Below are 18607 nucleotides of genomic sequence, written 5' to 3' on the forward strand. Positions count from 1 at the left end.
AACATGAACACGAGCATCAAAGATGACCACTATACCCGGCTGCTACAAGTCATTGCCTACACGGTTGTAATCTTTACCTCAATCATCTGTCTGCTTCCCTTCCTGCTCATCATTTCTGCTTCACTGACAAGTAACGATTCCATCGTAAGAGATGGATTTAAGTTCATTCCCGGAGAGATCTCATTTGAAGGATACAAAGCGATCTTCATATTTCCGGAGGATGTGCTGCGAGCATATGGGATTACCCTATTTACGACCGTAAGCGGTACGTTACTTGGACTTTTTTTGATGACAATGGCTGGTTATGTACTTGCCCGCAAAGATTTTAAATACCGTAACAGCTTCTCTTTCTATATCTATTTCACCACCCTGTTTGGGGGCGGGCTTGTTCCATGGTACATCATGATCACGAGGTACTTAGGTCTGCTCGATTCGGTTGCTGCTCTCATTCTGCCTGGGCTCATGACTCCTTTTCTTATTATCCTAATGAAAAATTTTATCCGTTCCGGTGTACCGGAAGAGCTATTTGAGTCTGCCAAAATGGATGGCGCAAATGACTTTACTATCTACTACCGAATTGCCCTAAAGCTCGCGATGCCCGGGATTGCCACCGTTGGACTTTTCCTTGCTTTACACTACTGGAACGACTGGTTCTCCTCTTCCCTGTTTATTAACTCGCCGCATAAATATCAGCTTCAGTACTATCTATACAATGTGATTAACTCCAGCGCCTTCTTGGCCAATATGGGAGCGGGCACCGGTGTTTCCCTCTCCGGCAACTTGCCGACGGAATCTATGAAAATGGCGATGGCCATCGTCGTTACAGGTCCCATCCTGCTGCTATATCCCTTTGTACAACGATACTTTGTAAAGGGACTCACCATTGGGGCGGTAAAAGGTTAAGACTGCAGGTTGAGCGAGAATGTCCGTTGCTCCTGCCGCAGCTAACATAGATTGTAGATACAAGAATAATTCTTAAAGGGAGGATTCACATGAAAAGAACAGTAAAACGCACTTGTTCCATCCTGCTTTCCACCGTTTTTCTATGTATCATCATCTTAACCGGCTGCAGCAACACAGGTCAGAACAGCGGGAGCGCTCCCGTGACAGAAGACGGTAAGCTGGACACCTCTAAGAAAGTAGAGCTTCAGTTCTACATGCTGGGAGATGCTCCTAAAGACTTGGCCGAAATCGAAGCTGAGATTAACAAAATGGCTCAGGAGGACCTGAATACTACCGTTAAATTTAACTTTACTACCTGGACGGACTGGGATCAGAAATATAAACTGCTGCTATCATCTGGTCAATCCATAGACCTCATCTTTACAGCAGAGTGGACACAGTATCAATCCTACGCAAAAGCAGGCGCCTTCCTGGCACTGGATGAACTCCTCCCAGTTGCAGCTCCAGAACTTCATAAGTTTGTTCCAGAAGACATGTGGAATGCAGTGAAAATCGACGATAGCATTTATACAATTCCGGCTACCTATAAAGAATACGTAAATAATGGTTTTGTCTATCGTGAAGATTTGCGTAAAAAATATGATCTGCCTAAGCCGGTCGATCTCGAAACATTTGAAGCGTACATGGACGGCATCAAGAAAAATGAGCCGGGTATGATGCCGGTTTCCCTAAACAGTGATGTGATCGGCAACCTTCATGACCGGTATACGGAAATCAGCAGCTTTGCAGGCCCTACCAAATACGGAGTCGGAGTGAAATATGACAATCCGAAGGAGCCTTTTATTTTCTGGGGTTCTGAGGAACACAAGGCTGAACTTGAAATGTTGAAGCGCTGGGCTGATAAAGGATTCATTCCTAAAAACGTACTCAACATCAAAGATACCCTTCAAAGCCAAATTACGTCCGGTAAATCGGCTGCGATCTTTGGCGATAACCCTACCCGCTTCAACGATGCGGTGATTAAAATAAAAGCTTCTCAACCCGATTGGGAGCTCGCTTATACTCCTTTTGCAGAGAAAACAGGATACTCTACACCGGTGCATCCGATTCACAACGGATTTGCTGTACCAAAGAACAGCAAAAATGCAGAACGCGCTCTTGCCTTTTATGAAAAGCTTGTCACAGACAAAAGATATAATCTCTTTACTCAATACGGAATCGAAGGCAAGAACTATGAAGTTGACGCCAATGGATATTACAAATTGATTGGAGATGCGCAGTCTAACGGCTTCCCTCGTGAAGGCATGAATGGCTGGGCTTGGCGTAATCCTGAGTTCATGTTGTTTGATGAAGGATACGATGGTGTGAAAGCGATCTTCGCAGAGCTGGATAAAGTGCAGAAACCGGATATATTCACCGGATTTGCTGAAGACTACACTTCCTACCAAGCCGAAAAAGCAGCACTTGAGCAGGTAGAAAAACAGTATCTTTATCCGTTACTTGCTGGACTTGTCACTAATATTGATGAAGGTATAGATACTTTCCTCGCTAAAGCCAAACAGGCTGGGCTTGAAAAGGTGCAAACCGAGTATACCAAACAGTGGAATGCGTACGTAGAAGAACAAGGAATTCAGTAAAACGTTGCAGGCAAATAAGAAGCGGCCAGACTTTAGTCTGGCCGCTTCTTATTTTTAGGCATCGACTTGCCGGGAGCGCCTGTAATCAGTTGGCGTGATACTGTAGAATCGCTTAAACATCCTGTGAAAGTAGGAACTGCTTGTAAAACCTACTTTTTCGGCAATATTCCCTATTGAATCATCTGTCTCCATTAGCAGCTGACAGGCATTTTTAATCCGTTCTTCATTGATTGCATCTACAACGGTTTTTAAATGGTGCTGTTTATAGATCCGCCCGAGATAGACAGGGGACATCTGCAGTTCTTCCGCAATTTGTTGTAAGGACAGCGCAGGATCAATATAACGGTGCTCAATCATCTCATTCATTCGCTTCATTAAGCCAAGTTGTTTATCACTGCGTTTATCCAGTAGTTTCAACTGAACTTCATCAAGGCGCTGATGATAATCACCAATGCATTCGGCTAAGGATTCATAACGATGTAGAGAAGGGATTTCTTCAAAGGATAGCGTAAAACCGTTCCGTTTTTGGATGTTATCCAGAACACTGCTCGTCGTTAACGATAAACGGGAGTAAGCAAGCTCTACCGCCTGATAAGGATAGGACTCAGTAGCAAGCAACATATCTGCAAATACATGTTTGGCATCTTCTATCTTCCCTTCCATCAGCAGTTCTACATATTTGTTTTCCTTATCTGCTGGATAGATATAGGAGTAACTTTGATAAGCTGCGATGGTATCTCCGCATATTACGCTTTTTTCCCCATAAAAAAAACGATACTTCATGGCTTCTTTGGTATGTTTATGGTATTCCCGAAGCTGTTCAGGCCGATCTGCTGCTGAGCTGTAAACAGCGGATAAGCTGATTTTTAAATATTCCTCCGAAGCCTCCTGGATTTGCCTTATAACGGATTCCATGAGTTCATTCTCGGAAAGGATGCTTCCCTCAGTCCGGTTCATGAATAGAAGTACACTATCCTCATCCATATCAACGGTCTCTACTCGAAACGCTTGTGAGCAGACTTCTGAGGCAATATTCATCATTGCAAATTTATAGGGTAGTATTGATGCCCCACGCTCCTGCATCAGTATTCCAAAACGATCAATAGACAACAGCACAACATAATATGGTTCAGTTAGACTTACCGTGATCCCGAGTTCTTTATATTGTCCGGCAAGCCTTGGATTCCAGCCCCCTTTGGCTCTGACCATGTTACGAAGTGTATTCTGTTTCACCGTAAACATCCCATTACGTTTCTCAACTTCAAGCGAGTGATTCTGAGACAGGACCTGCCTAAAGGGTACATACAATCTCCGAGACAGAAGAAAAGACATAAAAAGTCCGATACCCAATACTAGGGCAGCAAGCATAATGGTCATATTTCTAATCTTCGATGTATGTGATGTAATACTTGTATAAGGTGTAACCTGCACATACTGCCAGTCGAGCGCATCAGGAGAACTATAGGAAAGAAGTGATTTTTCACCTAAAAAATCATCAACAAAATAACCGGATTCAACTTTTGAAATTTGCTGTTGGACCGTTCTAGCACTTTGTTCATCCATTTCAAGTTCATCCAAAGTATCGACATGAAGTGTCCTCCCCCGGTCATCCACGATGAAAGAGAATCCGCTAGTGGTAGCGTTTCCAATAATAGAATTGTTAATCCAGCTAGAGGATAGATTTACGACTACCGCAGAATTGAGACCCCGGCTGCGTCCGATTGCATCAAAGCAAAGAAAAGAATAGACAGAGATTTGCTCCCCGTCACTGCTGAGATATTTACGGGGGATTGGAGTAAACGGTTTGTAGTCCTCAACATTTTGCAGGATTTCTACAATTCCTGTATCAACGACCTCTTCTTGGTTGTAGATTCCATTCTGTTCTCGGTTGGATGCAATATAGAACGTTCTGTTGCTTTGGTTATTTACATAGATTGATTCAATATACGGCATCGTTCGCAAGTAATTATTTAGTTCAAGCATGGCTGCAGTCTCGTCGTATATTCCGGGTTCGTTATAGAACATCAGCTTTGATATCGTGGAATTACGATAGATTTGATAGGACAAGGCTTCCGCAGTTTCTGTCATATTCGTAACTACACTACTTGTGCTCTCTAGACTAGCGAGGTCATTTTGAAAAGCCTGTTTCTTTAGAAACTGGTTATAGTAGAGATAATAAACGATTGTGGATGCGATCATCGTGAACGCCACACATAATGTAATGTACAGCAATAACCGGCTGTACAGCTTCTGGTTTGAATGCATAACATTGCGTATCATCCACAGTCCCTCCTTATGATCCTCAGATAATCAATATCCATTAAGTGTTATTTTATATTATATATGTAAGATTTGCTTGCAATAATGAATAGATTGTCTTTTGACATCCCCCAGCGTGCATAGGATAATATTTCTTATAAATGTGGAGATAGCATATATTCTAAAATAAGATATAATAAAACCATTATTTTACATTACAGCTTGTCACATGGAAGTAAAGGAGGGAACCTGTTGGAACGCCCAATATGGAGCAGATTGATTACGAAGCCATTTGTATTCTTCACCTTAATTATGATTATAAAAAGCTACCTGACTTGGTATGCTATCTTTGACAACATTCCTTTCTGGCAACCTTTACTCACCGAGGTTCCTTTTGTATGGCTTATTTTTTGTTTTATTGAACGTTTTTCTCATAAACGTAAAATCGGCTATTACATGATTGCCAATCTGGTCATTACGATCGTTTTCTTTGCTGCCATTATGTACTACAAATATTATGGAGTCATCGTTACCTATCATGCACTAGCTCAAGTGAACCAAGTTACTTCTGTCAACAGCAGTGTTTTCTCTCTGCTTGCACCCTATTACCTGCTTATTTTTGTCGATGTTATTGTGCTTAGTGTTTACTATATTCAGCGCAGGATTAGGCAAAAGAAACAGGGTTCTAGATCAACCATAACCTTGCCTCGTATAGGTAAGCGGACAGCAGTCGTTATCTTTGCTTTTTCTGCGCTGCTGACCATCTATAACATTTGGCCAAACCGTGCCAGTATGAATGAGCTGAGTCAAGCCGAATCGATGGGGATACTTAATTACGAGGCTTATATGATTGCCGCAGATAAACCAAGTGATCCCGTACCTGCTGACCAGATTACACAGGATAAAATCAATGAACTAAAAGGTTTCTCCGCCGATCAGCCTGCGATTTCTACTTATTGGGATAAGGCTAAAGGACGGAATGTCATCATTATCCAAATGGAGTCTTTTCAAAATTTCCTAGTCGGGCTTCATATCGACGGTAAAGAAATTACACCTAATCTAAATGAACTTGCAAAAGAAAGCCTGTATTTCCCTCATTTCTATCAGCAAGTAGGTCAGGGAAATACATCGGATGCAGAGTTTGTTGTGAACTCTTCTTATTACATCCCAGCAAGAGGGGCTTCTTCCCAGGTATACGCCGATTATGAAGTGCCTAGTTTAGCCAAATTACTGGATCAATACGGATATAACACAACCACTTTTCATACGAACAAGGTAGAGTTCTGGAACCGTAAAGAGATGTATGCAGCGCTTGGCTTCGGAAAATATTACGATATGGACTTTTTCGGTAATGAAGATGCAGTTGCCTTTGCTGCTTCCGATGAAGTGCTGTATAAGAAGACATCTGAAGAGCTGAAGTCTCTTCAGGACACAGGCAAACCTTTCTATTCTCAGGTCATTTCCATGTCCGCACATCATCCGTATCATCTGCCTGAAAGTAAATATAAAATGGAGCTTCCAGCGCGTTATGAAAATACGCTCGTAGGTGATTATATAAGAGCCCAGAACTACGCTGATTATGAACTTGGTATTTTCATTGAGCAGCTGAAAGATAACGGGGTGTGGGATAACAGCCTCATTGTTCTGTATGGAGACCATCTCGGACTTCCGCTCTATTCACTTGAGGAAGATGATCGGGTTCTGATGAAAGAAATTTTTGGACGTGATTATACTCGCGCAGATATGATGAACATCCCGCTTATTATCTCTGCACCGGGTGCTACTCACGGGGCTCGTATTGATCAGCTTGGAGGTCAATCCGATATTGTGCCTACTGTCGCAAGCTTGCTTGGCATATCCATGGATGACTATATTCATTTCGGTCAGGATCTGCTGAATGGGCATTCTAACCTTCTTCCCGAGCGCTATTACCTTCCTTCTGGATCATTGATTACCGAAGAAGGCATGTTTATTCCAGGCAGCGACTATGAAGACGGTACACGGTATCCGCTTCCCTTAATTGAAGAGACAGCCGACCCTTCGTTTGTATCTTCTCTGAATCCACCGCCGGATGCGCTGAAGGAAGCAGGCAAGAACATAAACAAGGGAACGGTCAGCAAAGACAAATACGATCGTGCGCTTGAGCTGCTTCACCTTTCAGACAGCTATGTAACCCAGTTACCGAAGCGATAAATCATCATTCTTCTTAGCAAAATAGCAAATACGAAAAACCCTCTGTACTTGTATAGAGGGTTTTTCGTATTTATAACCTTTGTATACCACTAGAGCCACTAGTGCCACTATTGTATCTAGCAAAGGGTATCATCGTTAGCTTTTTTGTTTCAGCATAGACTCGGTGAATGCGATCCATTCTCTTACCGCGAAGGATTGATAACGATCTTTACGCCAAACCATGCCAAGTTCCCAAGGGATACGTTCGTGAAGCGGCAAAATACATACTTCCTCCACATCCAGTTCCCTGCAAATTGTCTCCGGCATAAGCGCCACACCAAGCCCCGCTGCCACCATATTACTGATCAGATCCCACTGGGCACTTTCATAGATAATACGAGGCTGGTAGCCTGCTTTTTGACAAGCACCAATAATGCGGTCATGCAAAGTAAAGTCTTCACGGAACAGAATAAATGCATCTTCTCGAAGTGCTGATAAACGAATCTCTTCTTCACCAGCAAGCGGATGTGTAGGGTGAAGTACGACTTTAAGTGATTCTGTAACAAATACATATCCATCTAGTAGTGAGTCATCTGCTGGCAAGACAGTAACACCAATATCAAGTGCACCGGATACCACGTCTTTCTCTACTTTTTTCCCGCCATCCTCAAACAGCTGAATGGTGATATTCGGATACTGTTTGTAGAACTCCCCAATGACCCTAGGGAAGAAGCTCGCACCGATCATTGGCGGAAGCCCAATTCGGATATGCCCCTTTTTGAGATTCATTAAATCATCGAGTTCTGAGGACAAGTTATGAAAAGAATTCACTATCTCTTGAGCCTGTCTTGCAAAAACCTCTCCTGCATCTGTAAGCTCGACTTTCTTCCCGTACCGATCAAGAAGAGTCACCCCTAATTCTTCTTCCAAATTCTTAACCGTCTTGCTGATCGAAGGCTGGGTTATATACAGGGCCTGAGCTGCTTTAGTAAAGCTCTTTTGCCGCGCTACTTCCAAAAAATAATTCAGATGCCTAATGTCCATAAGTGAACTCCTTCCCTACTATAGAAAAAAGGAATAGTAGAAATGCTTAATATGCATTTTACTCATGAAAGAATTTAATGTAAAATTTTCAGTAACAAAACATTCCAATTTCAAAGTGATTTCTTATCTATATATCTTTGTTTTTTAAGGAGGTCCATCACATGAAACAAACAGGAAAGATCGTATTTCAGGTTCTGATCCTGCTTTTGTTCGCTCTGCTTATGAACGGGATGGCGAATCTCCTGCACCTGCCTATTCCTGGATCGATTCTTGGTATGGTGGTTCTGTTCATCCTTCTGCAGACCCGCATCATTAAACTCAGTTGGATTGATGCCGGTGCAAGCTGGCTGCTCGCAGAGCTTCTATTGTTTTTTATCCCCTCCGCTGTTGGGGTTATGAATTATTTCGAAATGATGAAGCAAGATGGTTTAAGCATTCTACTCGTCATTCTAATCAGTACATTTCTTGTTATGGCTGTATCGGGGCTTGTTGCTTCGATCATGACAAAAAGAAAGGAGAAAAAACAAAATGACCGCATTGCTCTGTCTCGTATTCACTCTGGCCATCTACCTGCTAGCCAAAAAAATGTATAAAAAGATGCCTAAAGTGTACTTATCTCCACTCATTATTGTGCCTGTGGTCATTATTGTTGCTCTTCTGACGACAGATACATCTTATACCTCATACAACAAAGGCGGGAGTATACTGACTCTGCTCTTGCAGCCTGCAACCGTTGCATTTGCAATTCCGCTTTATAAATATTTGAAAGAACTCAAGCAATACTGGCGTGAAATTGTGACCGGTGTATCGCTCGGTTCTGTAGTCGCCATCTCTTCCTCTGTTCTTGTTGCCAAGGGACTACATCTTGATCCAGGCCTTGAATCAAGCTTGCTGCCACACTCGATTACGACACCGATTGCGATGAACGTAGCTACCATGATTGGAGGCGTGCCTCAGATCACTGCCGTCTTCGTCGTTATGACGGGACTCATGGGACTTTTAATTGGACCTTATACCCTAAAATTGTTGAAAATTGACGGGGAAATCGCCCGTGGAATTCTTTATGGTACAAGTGCGCATGGTACCGGGACTTCCAAAGCATTCGAATTCAGTCCGCTTACCGGGACCATATCCAGCATATCCATGGTGCTCTCCGCTATCATCACTCTGGCAATATCCCCTGTCATATCGATGTTTTTGTTCTCTTAATACACCTTCTATCCCTTTTTTTTCAAAAAAGTTATTGTATTGCAGGACACTTCTACCTTAAAATGAAAGAACGATAACATCGCTGATTAGCGGGGGAGATTACCCATGAAGAGAACCGGTATGAAAAGAGCGCTCGACCGCCTTGGCCGCATTGTCCTACCAAAAGAGATGCGTGATACCATGGAGATAGATATCGGCGATCCGCTTGAGTTCTTTATTGAAGGTAAGGAGCTAATCCTTCGTAAATACAAATCTACGCTATGCATTTTTTGCGGAAATGTAGATACTGAAATGTATTTCAAGGAGCAGTTTATCTGCAAGAATTGTGCCAAAGAGTTAAAAATCGCGGAAAACCTAATCGATATTACAGCAGGCGAACGACAAGAAAAGACACTTTCTGAGCATGAACGACGTGCAACCTACTTTATTAAGCCGGAATTGTCAGCAAAACCTAACGTACATAGACATCCGTTCGCCACCAACTCCGACGAATTTGCCCGTGATGTAAGACCGAAGACAGCGCAAATGCTGCGTAAGATGAAAGAAATACTAGATACGCATCCCGGTATCTCTCAGAATCAAATCGCGGAGAAACTAGGGATCAGCCAAGGGCGTGTATCTCAGCTCAAGAAACTTCTTTAGTAAACGGTATCATGTAGGAATATCAGATTTTAAAGTAGCAGTTACATGACAAAAGGTATACAAAGCGGACAAGCCCCTCTTCATCAAGAAGAAGGGCTTGTTTCTTGTACTTATCTTTGAAGCAGAACCCAGAATCACCTATACCGATTCATTATTTGTCGGCTCTGAAATAAACAGCCGATCTCCATACCTAGCAGACTGTAATGCAGCTACGGTAACTGCCTGTGTGCGAAGCGCGTCCTGGTAATCTGACCGAATCATGTTGCGATCTCCTGTCCGAAGAGCATGCAGAAAGGCTTCATTTTCACTCTTATAAGGATTATTCTCACCCGCTATGGTTTGCTTTCCTTCAGCCGTAGAAATGGCCAGCTGTTCAGGATTCCAATCCCATATGCCCTCCGCTGTATAGAAAGTGAGTCCAGATCGTCCCGCTACTCCATCAGGTAGAATACAGGTGTTCATAATATTGGCTACTGCTCCATTTTGCATCTTTAAGTTTACAGTCCCTACATCTGGAACCGTAACTCCTTCATGAAGCTTGTGCATGCTGCGCCCTGCATACATCGCCTGTACCTCTGACACTTCGCCGGCTACATAGCGGAGTAAGTCTACAATATGCGTGGTCTGTTCAATAAATTGCCCGCCAGAGCCTTCTAGATCACGCCACCAAGCTACGCCTGGCATCCCTCCATTCCAGCAGCCGCTAGCCATCCCGATCGTTTGTCCCGCTAATGCCTGTTTGAGCTTTTCTGCATTCTCCTGATAGCGAAAATGATACCCTACAGCCGTCAGCAGTCCTTTCTCACGAATCGCAGCTTCAATTTGCATCGGCAGCTCAAGATCAACCGCCAGCGGCTTCTCCACAAAGAAAGGGATGCCCCGTTCGATTAGTGCAAACTCTATCTCTCCATGGGCCATCGGCGGAACACAGATATAGACAGCATCCAGCTTTTCCTGTTCAAGCATCGTATGAAGATCTTCATAATGATTTGCCTCATATTTTGCAGCCATCGTCTGCGCCTTTTCGAGACTCGTACCGAGAATCGCTTGTACCTTCACATCTTCTGTCTCATGAAGCAGATCCGCATGCACTTTACTAAACCACCCGGTACCAATGATTCCGATGTGTAACATCACTTCATCATCTCCTTTATATCTAATCTAGACCCGCTGCGGCTTTGCTTCTTGGATCAGCTGTTCTAGCTCCTGGTTATACAAATCTTGCTCCATATCCGTCCAATCATTTGCCTCAGACATATAGGCAATGACGGCGGATTTATACTGCTCCACTTGCTGAATTCGAAAAAACAAGCTGCCCGTACGCCGCACGAAAAAGTCGGCTGGTGTTACCGTCATCTCTTCTTCCATCGCATACTGAAGCTGGGTGAGTAATGGAGCAGGCAGATCATAATCCTGCACCGCTTGCTCTAACCGCTTTGCTATCTGATACAGCCGCTCCGTATTGGAACCATACATCGTAACTAGAAAGGACGCTTCTTCCCGTGTAAATCCATACCGCTGTCCTTCATTTGTCATTCGTTCCACAAAAGCAGGATACCCGCTGCTTCCACCGACATGACCTCCTGAAATCGGCATTTGTTTTGTCTGACAAGAACGAAACACGAGCCCACTCGTGTCACGTAGTAACTTTGCAGCTAAATCTACGACCGTCTCAGCCATCTTTCGATAACCGGTTAATTTGCCGCCAGCAATCGTGATCAGTCCCGTTTCCGACTGCCAGATTTCATCTTTTCGTGAAATTTCAGAAGCGCTTTTTCCTTCTTCATAAATAAGAGGACGGATTCCTGCCCAGGTCGATTCCACATCATCACAAGTAATCCCTGCACCCGGGAACATAAGCTGGATCGCCTTCATGACATAATCCAGATCTTCGGGTTCGACCTGTGGATGAGCCAGATCTTCCTCATAGACTGTGTCGGTTGTACCCACATACGCTTTGCCCTCTCGTGGAATCGCAAAAAGCATACGGCCATCCGGTGTATCAAAATAAACAGCCTGCCTTAGTGGGAAGCGGCTCTGATCAATGACCAGGTGCACACCCTTCGTGTGCTGCAGCACTTTTCCTTTTTTGGAACGATCCAGCTCACGAAGTTCATCTACCCATGGACCGGCTGCATTCACCACTTTCGCTGCTCGAACCGTGAATTCCTTTCCTGATACCAGATCTCGCACGATTGCACCTTTGATTTGCTGATTTTCATAGAGAAACTGATTTGCTTTTACGTAATTTACTGCATGGGCTCCCAGCTTCACTGCTTCTTTCATCACTTCAATGGTAAGTCTTGCATCATCCGTCCGGTACTCCACATAGTAACCCCCGCCTGACAGGTCATGATCATTCAGCAGGGGTTCTTTTTGCAGCGTCTGTTCTTTACTCAGCATCACTCTGCGCTCATTCTTCTTCACTCCAGCTAGAAAATCATACACTCGAAGTCCGACCCCGGTCATGAATTTGCCATACGTTCCTCCCTTATAAAACGGAAGCAGCATCCACTCGGGTGTCGTAACGTGCGGTCCATTCTCATATACAATCGCTCGCTCTTTACCGACCTCGGCTACGACATCAACCTGGAATTGTTTGAGATACCTTAGACCGCCATGCACAAGCTTCGTAGAGCGGCTGGACGTCCCAGCAGCGTAATCCTGCATTTCCACTAGAGCCACTTTCATCCCACGGGATGAAGCGTCGAGAGCGATCCCTGCGCCTGTAATTCCTCCGCCGATAATGAGCAAATCATATGTATTCTTCTCCATCGTTTGGATCATTTCTAGTCTTGATATCCCTGCAAAACCTGCCTTCATATGAGAAAACCTCCGCCCCCATCATTTCTTTAACCTATGTAAAAAAGACTGCAAAATAGCACACGGGATATTCCCAAGTGGATTTGCAGTCTCTCCTTCTCTTCCAGACCTTTATTTACTTTTACCTGTATCTTACCACGCAGCCGTATAATTGACACAGATTCTACCATTTTTATATTTTAAAAGCCATGGCAGCATGTACTGCTCTTTGCCAGCCGCTATATAGTCGTTCTCGCTCTTCTTCCTTCATAACCGGTTCAAAAATTCGCTCCGAAGCCCACTGCGCACTAATCTCTTCACAGCTGCTCCAAAAACCAACAGCAAGACCCGCTAAGTAAGCTGCTCCGAGGGCAGTCGTCTCACCAATGATCGGTCTTTCTACCGGACAGCCCAAAATATCACTCTGAAATTGCATCAGCAAGTTGTTTCTTACCGCACCGCCATCAACTCGCATCCTTGCCAGCCCATTGCCTGAATCCTGCTGCATCGCTGTTAGTACATCCCTGGTCTGATAAGCAAGCGACTCCAAGGTAGCACGAATAAAATGCTCTTTGGTTGTTCCCCGGGTCAGGCCAAACATCGCTCCCCGCACATCACTGTCCCAATACGGGCTTCCAAGCCCTACAAATGCAGGAACAAGGTATACACCATCCGTAGATTCTACCCGAGAGGCATACAACTCACTGTCTTTAGAATCTCGTATCATACGCAGTCCATCCCGCAGCCACTGTACAGCAGATCCGGCGATAAAAATACTGCCTTCCAGTGCATATTCCACCTTACCGCCAACGCCCCAAGCAATGGTAGTAATCAACCCATGTTTTGAACGGATCGCGGTCTCGCCGGTATTCATCAGCATAAAGCAGCCTGTACCGTATGTATTCTTAATATCTCCCTCTCGGTAACAAGCTTGACCGAATAAAGCAGCTTGCTGGTCGCCTGCCGCTCCTGCGATAGGGATTTCAGCACCGAAGAAATGATAAGGTACGGTGTGTGCATAGATTTCAGAAGAACCTTTGACCTCAGGCAGCATCGCAGCAGGAATTTGCAGTAGATCCAAAATCTCTTGATCCCATTTCAGTTCATGAATGTTGTACATCATCGTACGGGAAGCATTCGAATAATCGGTGACATGCACTTTTCCGCCTGACAGATTCCAGATCAACCAGCTGTCAATCGTTCCAAAGAGTAACTCGCCTTTTTGCGCCCTTTCCCGCGCTCCCTCTACATGATCCAAAATCCATTTCACTTTTGTCGCAGAGAAATAAGGATCGATAAGAAGTCCTGTCTTCTCACGGATTAGATCCTCTAATCCATCCTCTTTCATCTTGGAGCAAATATCTGCCGTCTGTCTGGACTGCCAAACAATCGCATTATAAATGGGATGTCCCGTATCCTTCTCCCATACCACTGTAGTCTCCCGCTGATTCGTAATACCGATGCCGGCAATCTGAGCAGCGTTTACCCCTGACTCAGCTAAACAATTTGCAATGACAGCCAGAATAGAGCTCCAAATTTCACTCGCGTTATGTTCCACCCACCCCGGCTTCGGAAAATACTGCGTAAATTCACGCTGAGCACTATAGACGATATCTCCTTTTTTATTGAATAAAATAGCTCTTGAACTTGTTGTCCCCTGATCCAAAGACATGATATATTGCTCCATTGTTTACCTCCTTACGGTTTACTTACGTTGAACTCTTTTCTATTCATATTAGCGTTCAACTCAATTAGGCTAACCATCGATGAGTTAAAAATCTTATCCCTTCCGTTCTTACTATGATTGAAGGCATAATACCTGGTAATACTTCAATATAGTCAGGTATGGTTCTCTATCATCCTGTAATCCTTATCTAATTAGAGAAATATGTTCTTGTCAAATTGACTAGTCGGCAGAGAAAGCAAGTGCCTTTTTTATGTATAGTTAATCTATATGCTGGCTTTGCGGAAGTCAACATGGGGCAGCAAAAGAATGCCGCGGGAGCTAGTCTTTTCATCACATTATAAGGAGCGAATGATACTCATGCTGAAAGCTCTACAAAGACTCGGCAAGTCGTTAATGCTGCCGGTTGCTACACTTCCCGCTGCCGGGATTTTGCAAGGCTTCGCACTCATTGACTATCAAAAAGACATTCCGCTTGGCGCTGCCGGCGGATTTATCAACCAGTACATCACTCCTTTTCTGAGTGCGGGTGCCGGAACGATCTTTAGCAATCTTGCGATTATTTTTGCTGTGGGTGTTGCCATTGGTTTGGCTGGAGATGCCGTCGCTGCCCTGTCTGCGGTAATCTCGTATTTGATTCTTGTAAAGGTTATGGAACAGGTTCCTCTTGTTTTTGACTATATACCGGACGATGTAAAGCTGGATACCGGGGTGCTTGGCGGTTTTATTACAGGGATTCTTTCTGCCTATCTCTATAGGCGTTTCCATAACATGAAACTACCTGAGTGGCTCGGCTTTTTTTCTGGGAAGCGTTTTGTGCCCATCATTACATCGATTACCACGATTATTCTGGCTGCTTTGCTCGGTATGATCTGGAGCCCTATACAAGACGCCATTGCTGTCTTTGGAAATTGGGTCGTTGGTCTCGGAGGCATGGGTGCCTTTATCTTCGGTGTAGCAAACCGTCTGCTTGTTCCTGTCGGACTTCATCATGTACTGAATTCTATTGCTTGGTTCCAGATCGGTGACTTTACGAATGCAGCTGGTGAAGTGGTTCACGGGGACCTAACTCGTTATTTTGCAGGAGACAAGACAGCTGGCGTTTTCATGTCTGGATTTTTCCCAATTATGATGTTTGCCATGCCGGCGGCTGCACTTGCGCTTATACATACCGCCAAACCTGAGAAACGTAAAATGGTTAGTGCCATCTTTATTGGTTCAGCGCTGGCTTCTTTCTTTACTGGGATTACAGAGCCGCTGGAGTTTTCTTTTATGTTCCTTGCACCTGTTCTTTATGTCATTCATGCGCTGCTTACCGGCCTGTCCGGACTCGTTATGTACTTGCTTGATGTAAAGCTGGGGTTTGCTTTCTCGGCGGGGCTGATTGATTACCTGCTGAATATCAAGTTATCGACTAACCCTTTTCTGCTCCTTCCCGTTGGTCTCGCCTTTGGCGCCGTTTATTACTTCCTGTTCCGCTATGTTATCGTCAAATTCAATCTGAAAACACCAGGTCGCGAAGATGATGATAAGCAGGCCCTAGAGTCAATAAAAGAACCCGAAGCACCTGCCGTGAAATCAACTCTAGAGGAGATCAAAGCGGAAAGAGTGCTGCGAGCCATTGGCGGCACGGATAACATTGAAAGTATTGATGCTTGTATTACCCGCCTGCGTCTCGTGGTACGAGATGAGAATATAGTGAATGATATCGAACTAAAAAGAGCAGGTGCGGCGGGTGTTATGCGCCTCGGTCATGGTGCTGTTCAGATTATTTTTGGTACTTCTTCTGAAGCACTAAAAGATGAAATTAAGAAAAAAATGTAATACGAGGATCGAGTAAGAAGCCTGCCGTTTACAGCGGCAGGCTTCTTTAATGAATGCTTATTTACTTTGTTATCGTCTTTTCACTGTTTGAAGTCATAACAAATTAGGTATGGAGAAGGATACATATCATTTCATTTAAAGCATAAAATGGTACTAAATCTAGTCTATTACCACCAAAGGGGGCATCTTCAAGATGAAACAGAGAACCTGGTCACTCGTTATCCTAATTTTGGTTCTTGTTATCAGCGGCTGCAGCTCTTCACCCACTGCAGAGCCATTTTCATCCAACAAAAAGATAACGCTTACATTGTGGTACTGGAACCGTAGTATTGATGATCAGCTGCTTCAAAAAGCGAAAGAACAGTTTCCCAACATTCATCTAGTGACCCAAAAGATCGGCGGTGACTTCAAGTCCAAATTAAAGACAACGATGGCTGCAAAGTCAGGTGAACCAGATATCGTTGCTTTGAATGACTGGATCATGGAGCTGTTTCCAAGCCAGGATCGTTTCTACGATCTCTATGAGTTTGGAGCCGCTGAAGTAGAGGATCAGTATCTAGACTGGAAATGGCAACAAGGCGTTACACCGGATGGTCAGATGATCGGCTTCCCGATGGATACCGGACCAACGGCTTTATTTTATCGAGAAGATTTATTTGAAGAAGCCGGACTGCCAACCGATCCTGAAGAAGTGCATAAGCAGATGAGTACATGGGACGATTATAGGAAAGCGGGCTTTACTCTGAAGGAAGCATTCAACGGGAAGGTCTTTATGTACGACAATATTGAAAACGTATACAACGAGATCATCTCACAAAGTGATAAGAAGTATTTCACTCCGGAAGGAGATTTTATAGGGGATTCCAATGAGGTCATTCGTGAGGCTTGGGACATGTCGCTTTCTTTTCATCAGGACGGACTGATTGCTAATGCAGACCACTGGACATCCGAATGGAACGCTGGTGTAAACAAAGGAAGGATTGCTTCTTTTGTAGGCGCAGTGTGGATGAAGCAACCTCTCCAAGAAGCAGCACCAGATACGGCAGGAAAATGGCGTGTAACAAGGGCTCCAGGAGGAGACGGAAATGTAGGCGGCTCGTTCATGGCCATCCCCAAATCAAGCGAGCATCCTAAGGAAGCATTCGAAGTCATTAAATGGCTCCAGAATCCTGAGAACCAGCTGACGATGCTTAAAACAACCAACCTATTTCCATCCACTCCCAGCGCTTATGACAGTGCCACGATTCGAGAAGGAGAACCTTTCTTTGGAGGACAAGCGACAGGTGAAGTTTTTGCTGAATCGGCACAGAATGTCAAAATCTCTTTCTTCGGAGAACGATATCCTGCCGTTCACGGTGTAATGACACGCTGGCTGAATAATATTACGAGTCTTAATCCGGATACTGCCTTCGATGAAGCGATGCAGCGGGTAGAACGGGAACTGAAGCGATAAGCCCAAATGAAAAGGAGGTACCTTTATGCAGCAGCCTGTAAAGCATAAACCTACACAAACTTATTTGCCGGTCCCGCCAAAACGTAAGCTTGCTAAAGAAATCTGGAAGAATCGGGCCGTGTATACTGCCATCTCCCCTTTTTATCTCTTGTTCGCTGTCTTCGGTTTGTTTCCAATCGGATTCTCTCTCTATCTTGCCTTTCATAAATGGGACGGCATAGGTGAGATGACATATAACGGATTCAATAATTTCAGCTATATGCTGACTGATCCCGAGTTCTGGCAAGCTGTAGGCAATACCTTCATGATCTGGATTTACTCCACAATCCCAATGCTCTTTTTTGCTTTAATTATAGCCTTCTTACTTCATGCACCCTTTGTCAGGTTCAAAACCTTTTTCCGAATTGGTTTCTTTCTTCCCAATGTTACATCGATTGTAGCCGTGTCTATTATTTTCGCTGCCTTATTCGCTAACAACTATGGGATTTTGAATTATGTAATGGGTGTATTCAATCTTCCTCTTGTTGCTTGGCTCAATGTACCTTGGGGAATCAAAGTAGCTCTTTCCTCTATGGTGATCTGGAGATGGACCGGATATAATGCCGTCATTTATCTTGCTGGACTTCAGAGCATACCGACTACCTTATATGAAGCTGCCAAAATCGATGGTGCTACGGGAATTCAGTCTTTTTTCCGTATTACGATTCCGCTCCTTCGTCCCGTTATTCTCTTCACCGTCATCACTTCCACGATCGGGGGGATGCAGCTCTTTACCGAGCCGCAGATTCTACTTGGCAATAATGGCGGAACCGGCGGAGCAGGGATGACGATTGTCCTCTATCTGTACCGTGAATCATTTATCAATAATTACTTTGGTTACGGCGCAACGGTAGGCTGGGGAATGTTCCTGATTATTGCGCTGTTCTCATTCATTAACTGGAAAATTGTTCAAGGTCCATCATCCAAATAGAAGGAGTG

13 protein-coding genes and 1 pseudogene are annotated in these 18607 nt (G+C 44.2%); 9 read left to right on the forward strand and 5 right to left on the reverse strand.

Translation table 11 applies throughout. From position 1 onward, the window contains the following. Positions 1 to 3: 3 nt before the first annotated feature. Both PV403_RS09905 and PV403_RS09910 read left to right on the forward strand, forming a co-directional pair. On the forward strand, positions 4 to 903 hold the full coding sequence (locus PV403_RS09905) for a carbohydrate ABC transporter permease (protein WP_332084469.1): 900 nt from the start codon (positions 4 to 6) through the stop codon (positions 901 to 903). Positions 904 to 992: 89 nt separating this feature from the next. Beyond that, the gene (locus tag PV403_RS09910; protein WP_332084470.1) at positions 993 to 2540 is read left to right on the forward strand and encodes an extracellular solute-binding protein; all 1548 of its coding nucleotides are present in this window, start codon (positions 993 to 995) and stop codon (positions 2538 to 2540) included. 54 nt (positions 2541 to 2594) lie between these two features. Here PV403_RS09910 and PV403_RS09915 read toward each other — a convergent pair whose 3' ends face one another. Further along, positions 2595 to 4820 carry an AraC family transcriptional regulator gene (locus tag PV403_RS09915; RefSeq protein ID WP_332084471.1) on the reverse strand — a complete coding sequence of 742 codons (2226 nt, stop codon included), beginning with the start codon at positions 4818 to 4820 and terminating at the stop codon, positions 2595 to 2597. Positions 4821 to 5111: 291 nt separating this feature from the next. On the opposite strand from PV403_RS09915, the gene PV403_RS09920 reads away from it, so the two are divergent. Beyond that, entirely contained in the window at positions 5112 to 6992 is a 1881-nt protein-coding gene (locus PV403_RS09920) for an LTA synthase family protein (protein WP_332084611.1), read from the forward strand. 135 nt (positions 6993 to 7127) lie between these two features. Here PV403_RS09920 and cidR read toward each other — a convergent pair whose 3' ends face one another. Beyond that, on the reverse strand, positions 7128 to 8015 hold the full coding sequence (gene cidR / locus PV403_RS09925; RefSeq protein ID WP_332084472.1) for a cidABC operon transcriptional activator CidR: 888 nt from the start codon (positions 8013 to 8015) through the stop codon (positions 7128 to 7130). Positions 8016 to 8176: 161 nt separating this feature from the next. Between cidR and PV403_RS09930 the strand changes: the two are divergent. From PV403_RS09930 to PV403_RS09940, 3 genes and pseudogenes are all read left to right on the forward strand, one after another. Continuing rightward, positions 8177 to 8545: pseudogene (locus PV403_RS09930) on the forward strand (CidA/LrgA family protein); the annotation flags it as partial. Then, entirely contained in the window at positions 8544 to 9224 is a 681-nt protein-coding gene (locus PV403_RS09935; RefSeq protein ID WP_332084473.1) for a CidB/LrgB family autolysis modulator, read from the forward strand. The pseudogene PV403_RS09930 and the gene PV403_RS09935, both read left to right, overlap by 2 nt. Before the next feature lie 105 nt (positions 9225 to 9329). After that, positions 9330 to 9866 carry an AbrB/MazE/SpoVT family DNA-binding domain-containing protein gene (locus tag PV403_RS09940; RefSeq protein WP_332084474.1) on the forward strand — a complete coding sequence of 179 codons (537 nt, stop codon included), beginning with the start codon at positions 9330 to 9332 and terminating at the stop codon, positions 9864 to 9866. 138 nt (positions 9867 to 10004) lie between these two features. Here the strand turns inward: PV403_RS09940 and PV403_RS09945 are convergent, their stop codons facing one another. The 3 genes from PV403_RS09945 to glpK form a co-directional block, all read right to left on the reverse strand. Beyond that, positions 10005 to 11000 (reverse strand): Gfo/Idh/MocA family protein, encoded by a 996-nt coding sequence (locus PV403_RS09945; RefSeq protein WP_332084612.1) that lies wholly within the window; start codon positions 10998 to 11000, stop codon positions 10005 to 10007. A gap of 27 nt (positions 11001 to 11027) precedes the next feature. Next, complete coding sequence (locus tag PV403_RS09950) at positions 11028 to 12689, reverse strand: glycerol-3-phosphate dehydrogenase/oxidase (protein WP_332084475.1); 1662 nt, start codon at positions 12687 to 12689, stop codon at positions 11028 to 11030. A 172-nt stretch (positions 12690 to 12861) separates the two neighbouring features. Next, positions 12862 to 14355 carry a glycerol kinase GlpK gene (gene glpK / locus PV403_RS09955; protein WP_332084476.1) on the reverse strand — a complete coding sequence of 498 codons (1494 nt, stop codon included), beginning with the start codon at positions 14353 to 14355 and terminating at the stop codon, positions 12862 to 12864. A gap of 357 nt (positions 14356 to 14712) precedes the next feature. Here glpK and nagE point away from each other — a divergent pair, with 357 nt between their 5' ends. From nagE to PV403_RS09970, 3 genes are all read left to right on the forward strand, one after another. Continuing rightward, positions 14713 to 16176, forward strand: a complete 1464-nt coding sequence (gene nagE, locus PV403_RS09960) for an N-acetylglucosamine-specific PTS transporter subunit IIBC (RefSeq protein WP_332084477.1) — start codon at positions 14713 to 14715, stop codon at positions 16174 to 16176. 193 nt (positions 16177 to 16369) lie between these two features. Then, positions 16370 to 17629: an ABC transporter substrate-binding protein gene (locus tag PV403_RS09965; RefSeq protein WP_332084478.1), complete on the forward strand. Its 1260-nt coding sequence runs from the start codon at positions 16370 to 16372 to the stop codon at positions 17627 to 17629. Positions 17630 to 17654: 25 nt separating this feature from the next. Then, positions 17655 to 18599, forward strand: a complete 945-nt coding sequence (locus PV403_RS09970; protein ID WP_332084479.1) for a carbohydrate ABC transporter permease — start codon at positions 17655 to 17657, stop codon at positions 18597 to 18599. Positions 18600 to 18607 lie beyond the last annotated feature (8 nt).

It is taken from the genome of Paenibacillus sp. GYB006, assembly GCF_036577645.1.
GTDB lineage: Bacteria > Bacillota > Bacilli > Paenibacillales > Paenibacillaceae > Paenibacillus.

Excerpts from the sequence above, each read along its gene's own strand:
- PV403_RS09905 (WP_332084469.1), top strand. The coding sequence starts at position 4 with ATGAACACGAGCATCAAAGATGACCACTATACCCGGCTGCTACAAGTC.
- PV403_RS09910 (WP_332084470.1), top strand. The coding sequence starts at position 993 with ATGAAAAGAACAGTAAAACGCACTTGTTCCATCCTGCTTTCCACCGTT.
- nagE (WP_332084477.1), top strand. The coding sequence starts at position 14,713 with ATGCTGAAAGCTCTACAAAGACTCGGCAAGTCGTTAATGCTGCCGGTT.
- PV403_RS09915 (WP_332084471.1), bottom strand. The coding sequence starts at position 4,820 with ATGATACGCAATGTTATGCATTCAAACCAGAAGCTGTACAGCCGGTTA.
- PV403_RS09940 (WP_332084474.1), top strand. The coding sequence starts at position 9,330 with ATGAAGAGAACCGGTATGAAAAGAGCGCTCGACCGCCTTGGCCGCATT.
- PV403_RS09965 (WP_332084478.1), top strand. The coding sequence starts at position 16,370 with ATGAAACAGAGAACCTGGTCACTCGTTATCCTAATTTTGGTTCTTGTT.
- PV403_RS09945 (WP_332084612.1), bottom strand. The coding sequence starts at position 11,000 with ATGTTACACATCGGAATCATTGGTACCGGGTGGTTTAGTAAAGTGCAT.
- PV403_RS09935 (WP_332084473.1), top strand. The coding sequence starts at position 8,544 with ATGACCGCATTGCTCTGTCTCGTATTCACTCTGGCCATCTACCTGCTA.
- PV403_RS09920 (WP_332084611.1), top strand. The coding sequence starts at position 5,112 with ATGATTATAAAAAGCTACCTGACTTGGTATGCTATCTTTGACAACATT.
- glpK (WP_332084476.1), bottom strand. The coding sequence starts at position 14,355 with ATGGAGCAATATATCATGTCTTTGGATCAGGGGACAACAAGTTCAAGA.
- cidR (WP_332084472.1), bottom strand. The coding sequence starts at position 8,015 with ATGGACATTAGGCATCTGAATTATTTTTTGGAAGTAGCGCGGCAAAAG.
- PV403_RS09970 (WP_332084479.1), top strand. The coding sequence starts at position 17,655 with ATGCAGCAGCCTGTAAAGCATAAACCTACACAAACTTATTTGCCGGTC.
- PV403_RS09950 (WP_332084475.1), bottom strand. The coding sequence starts at position 12,689 with ATGAAGGCAGGTTTTGCAGGGATATCAAGACTAGAAATGATCCAAACG.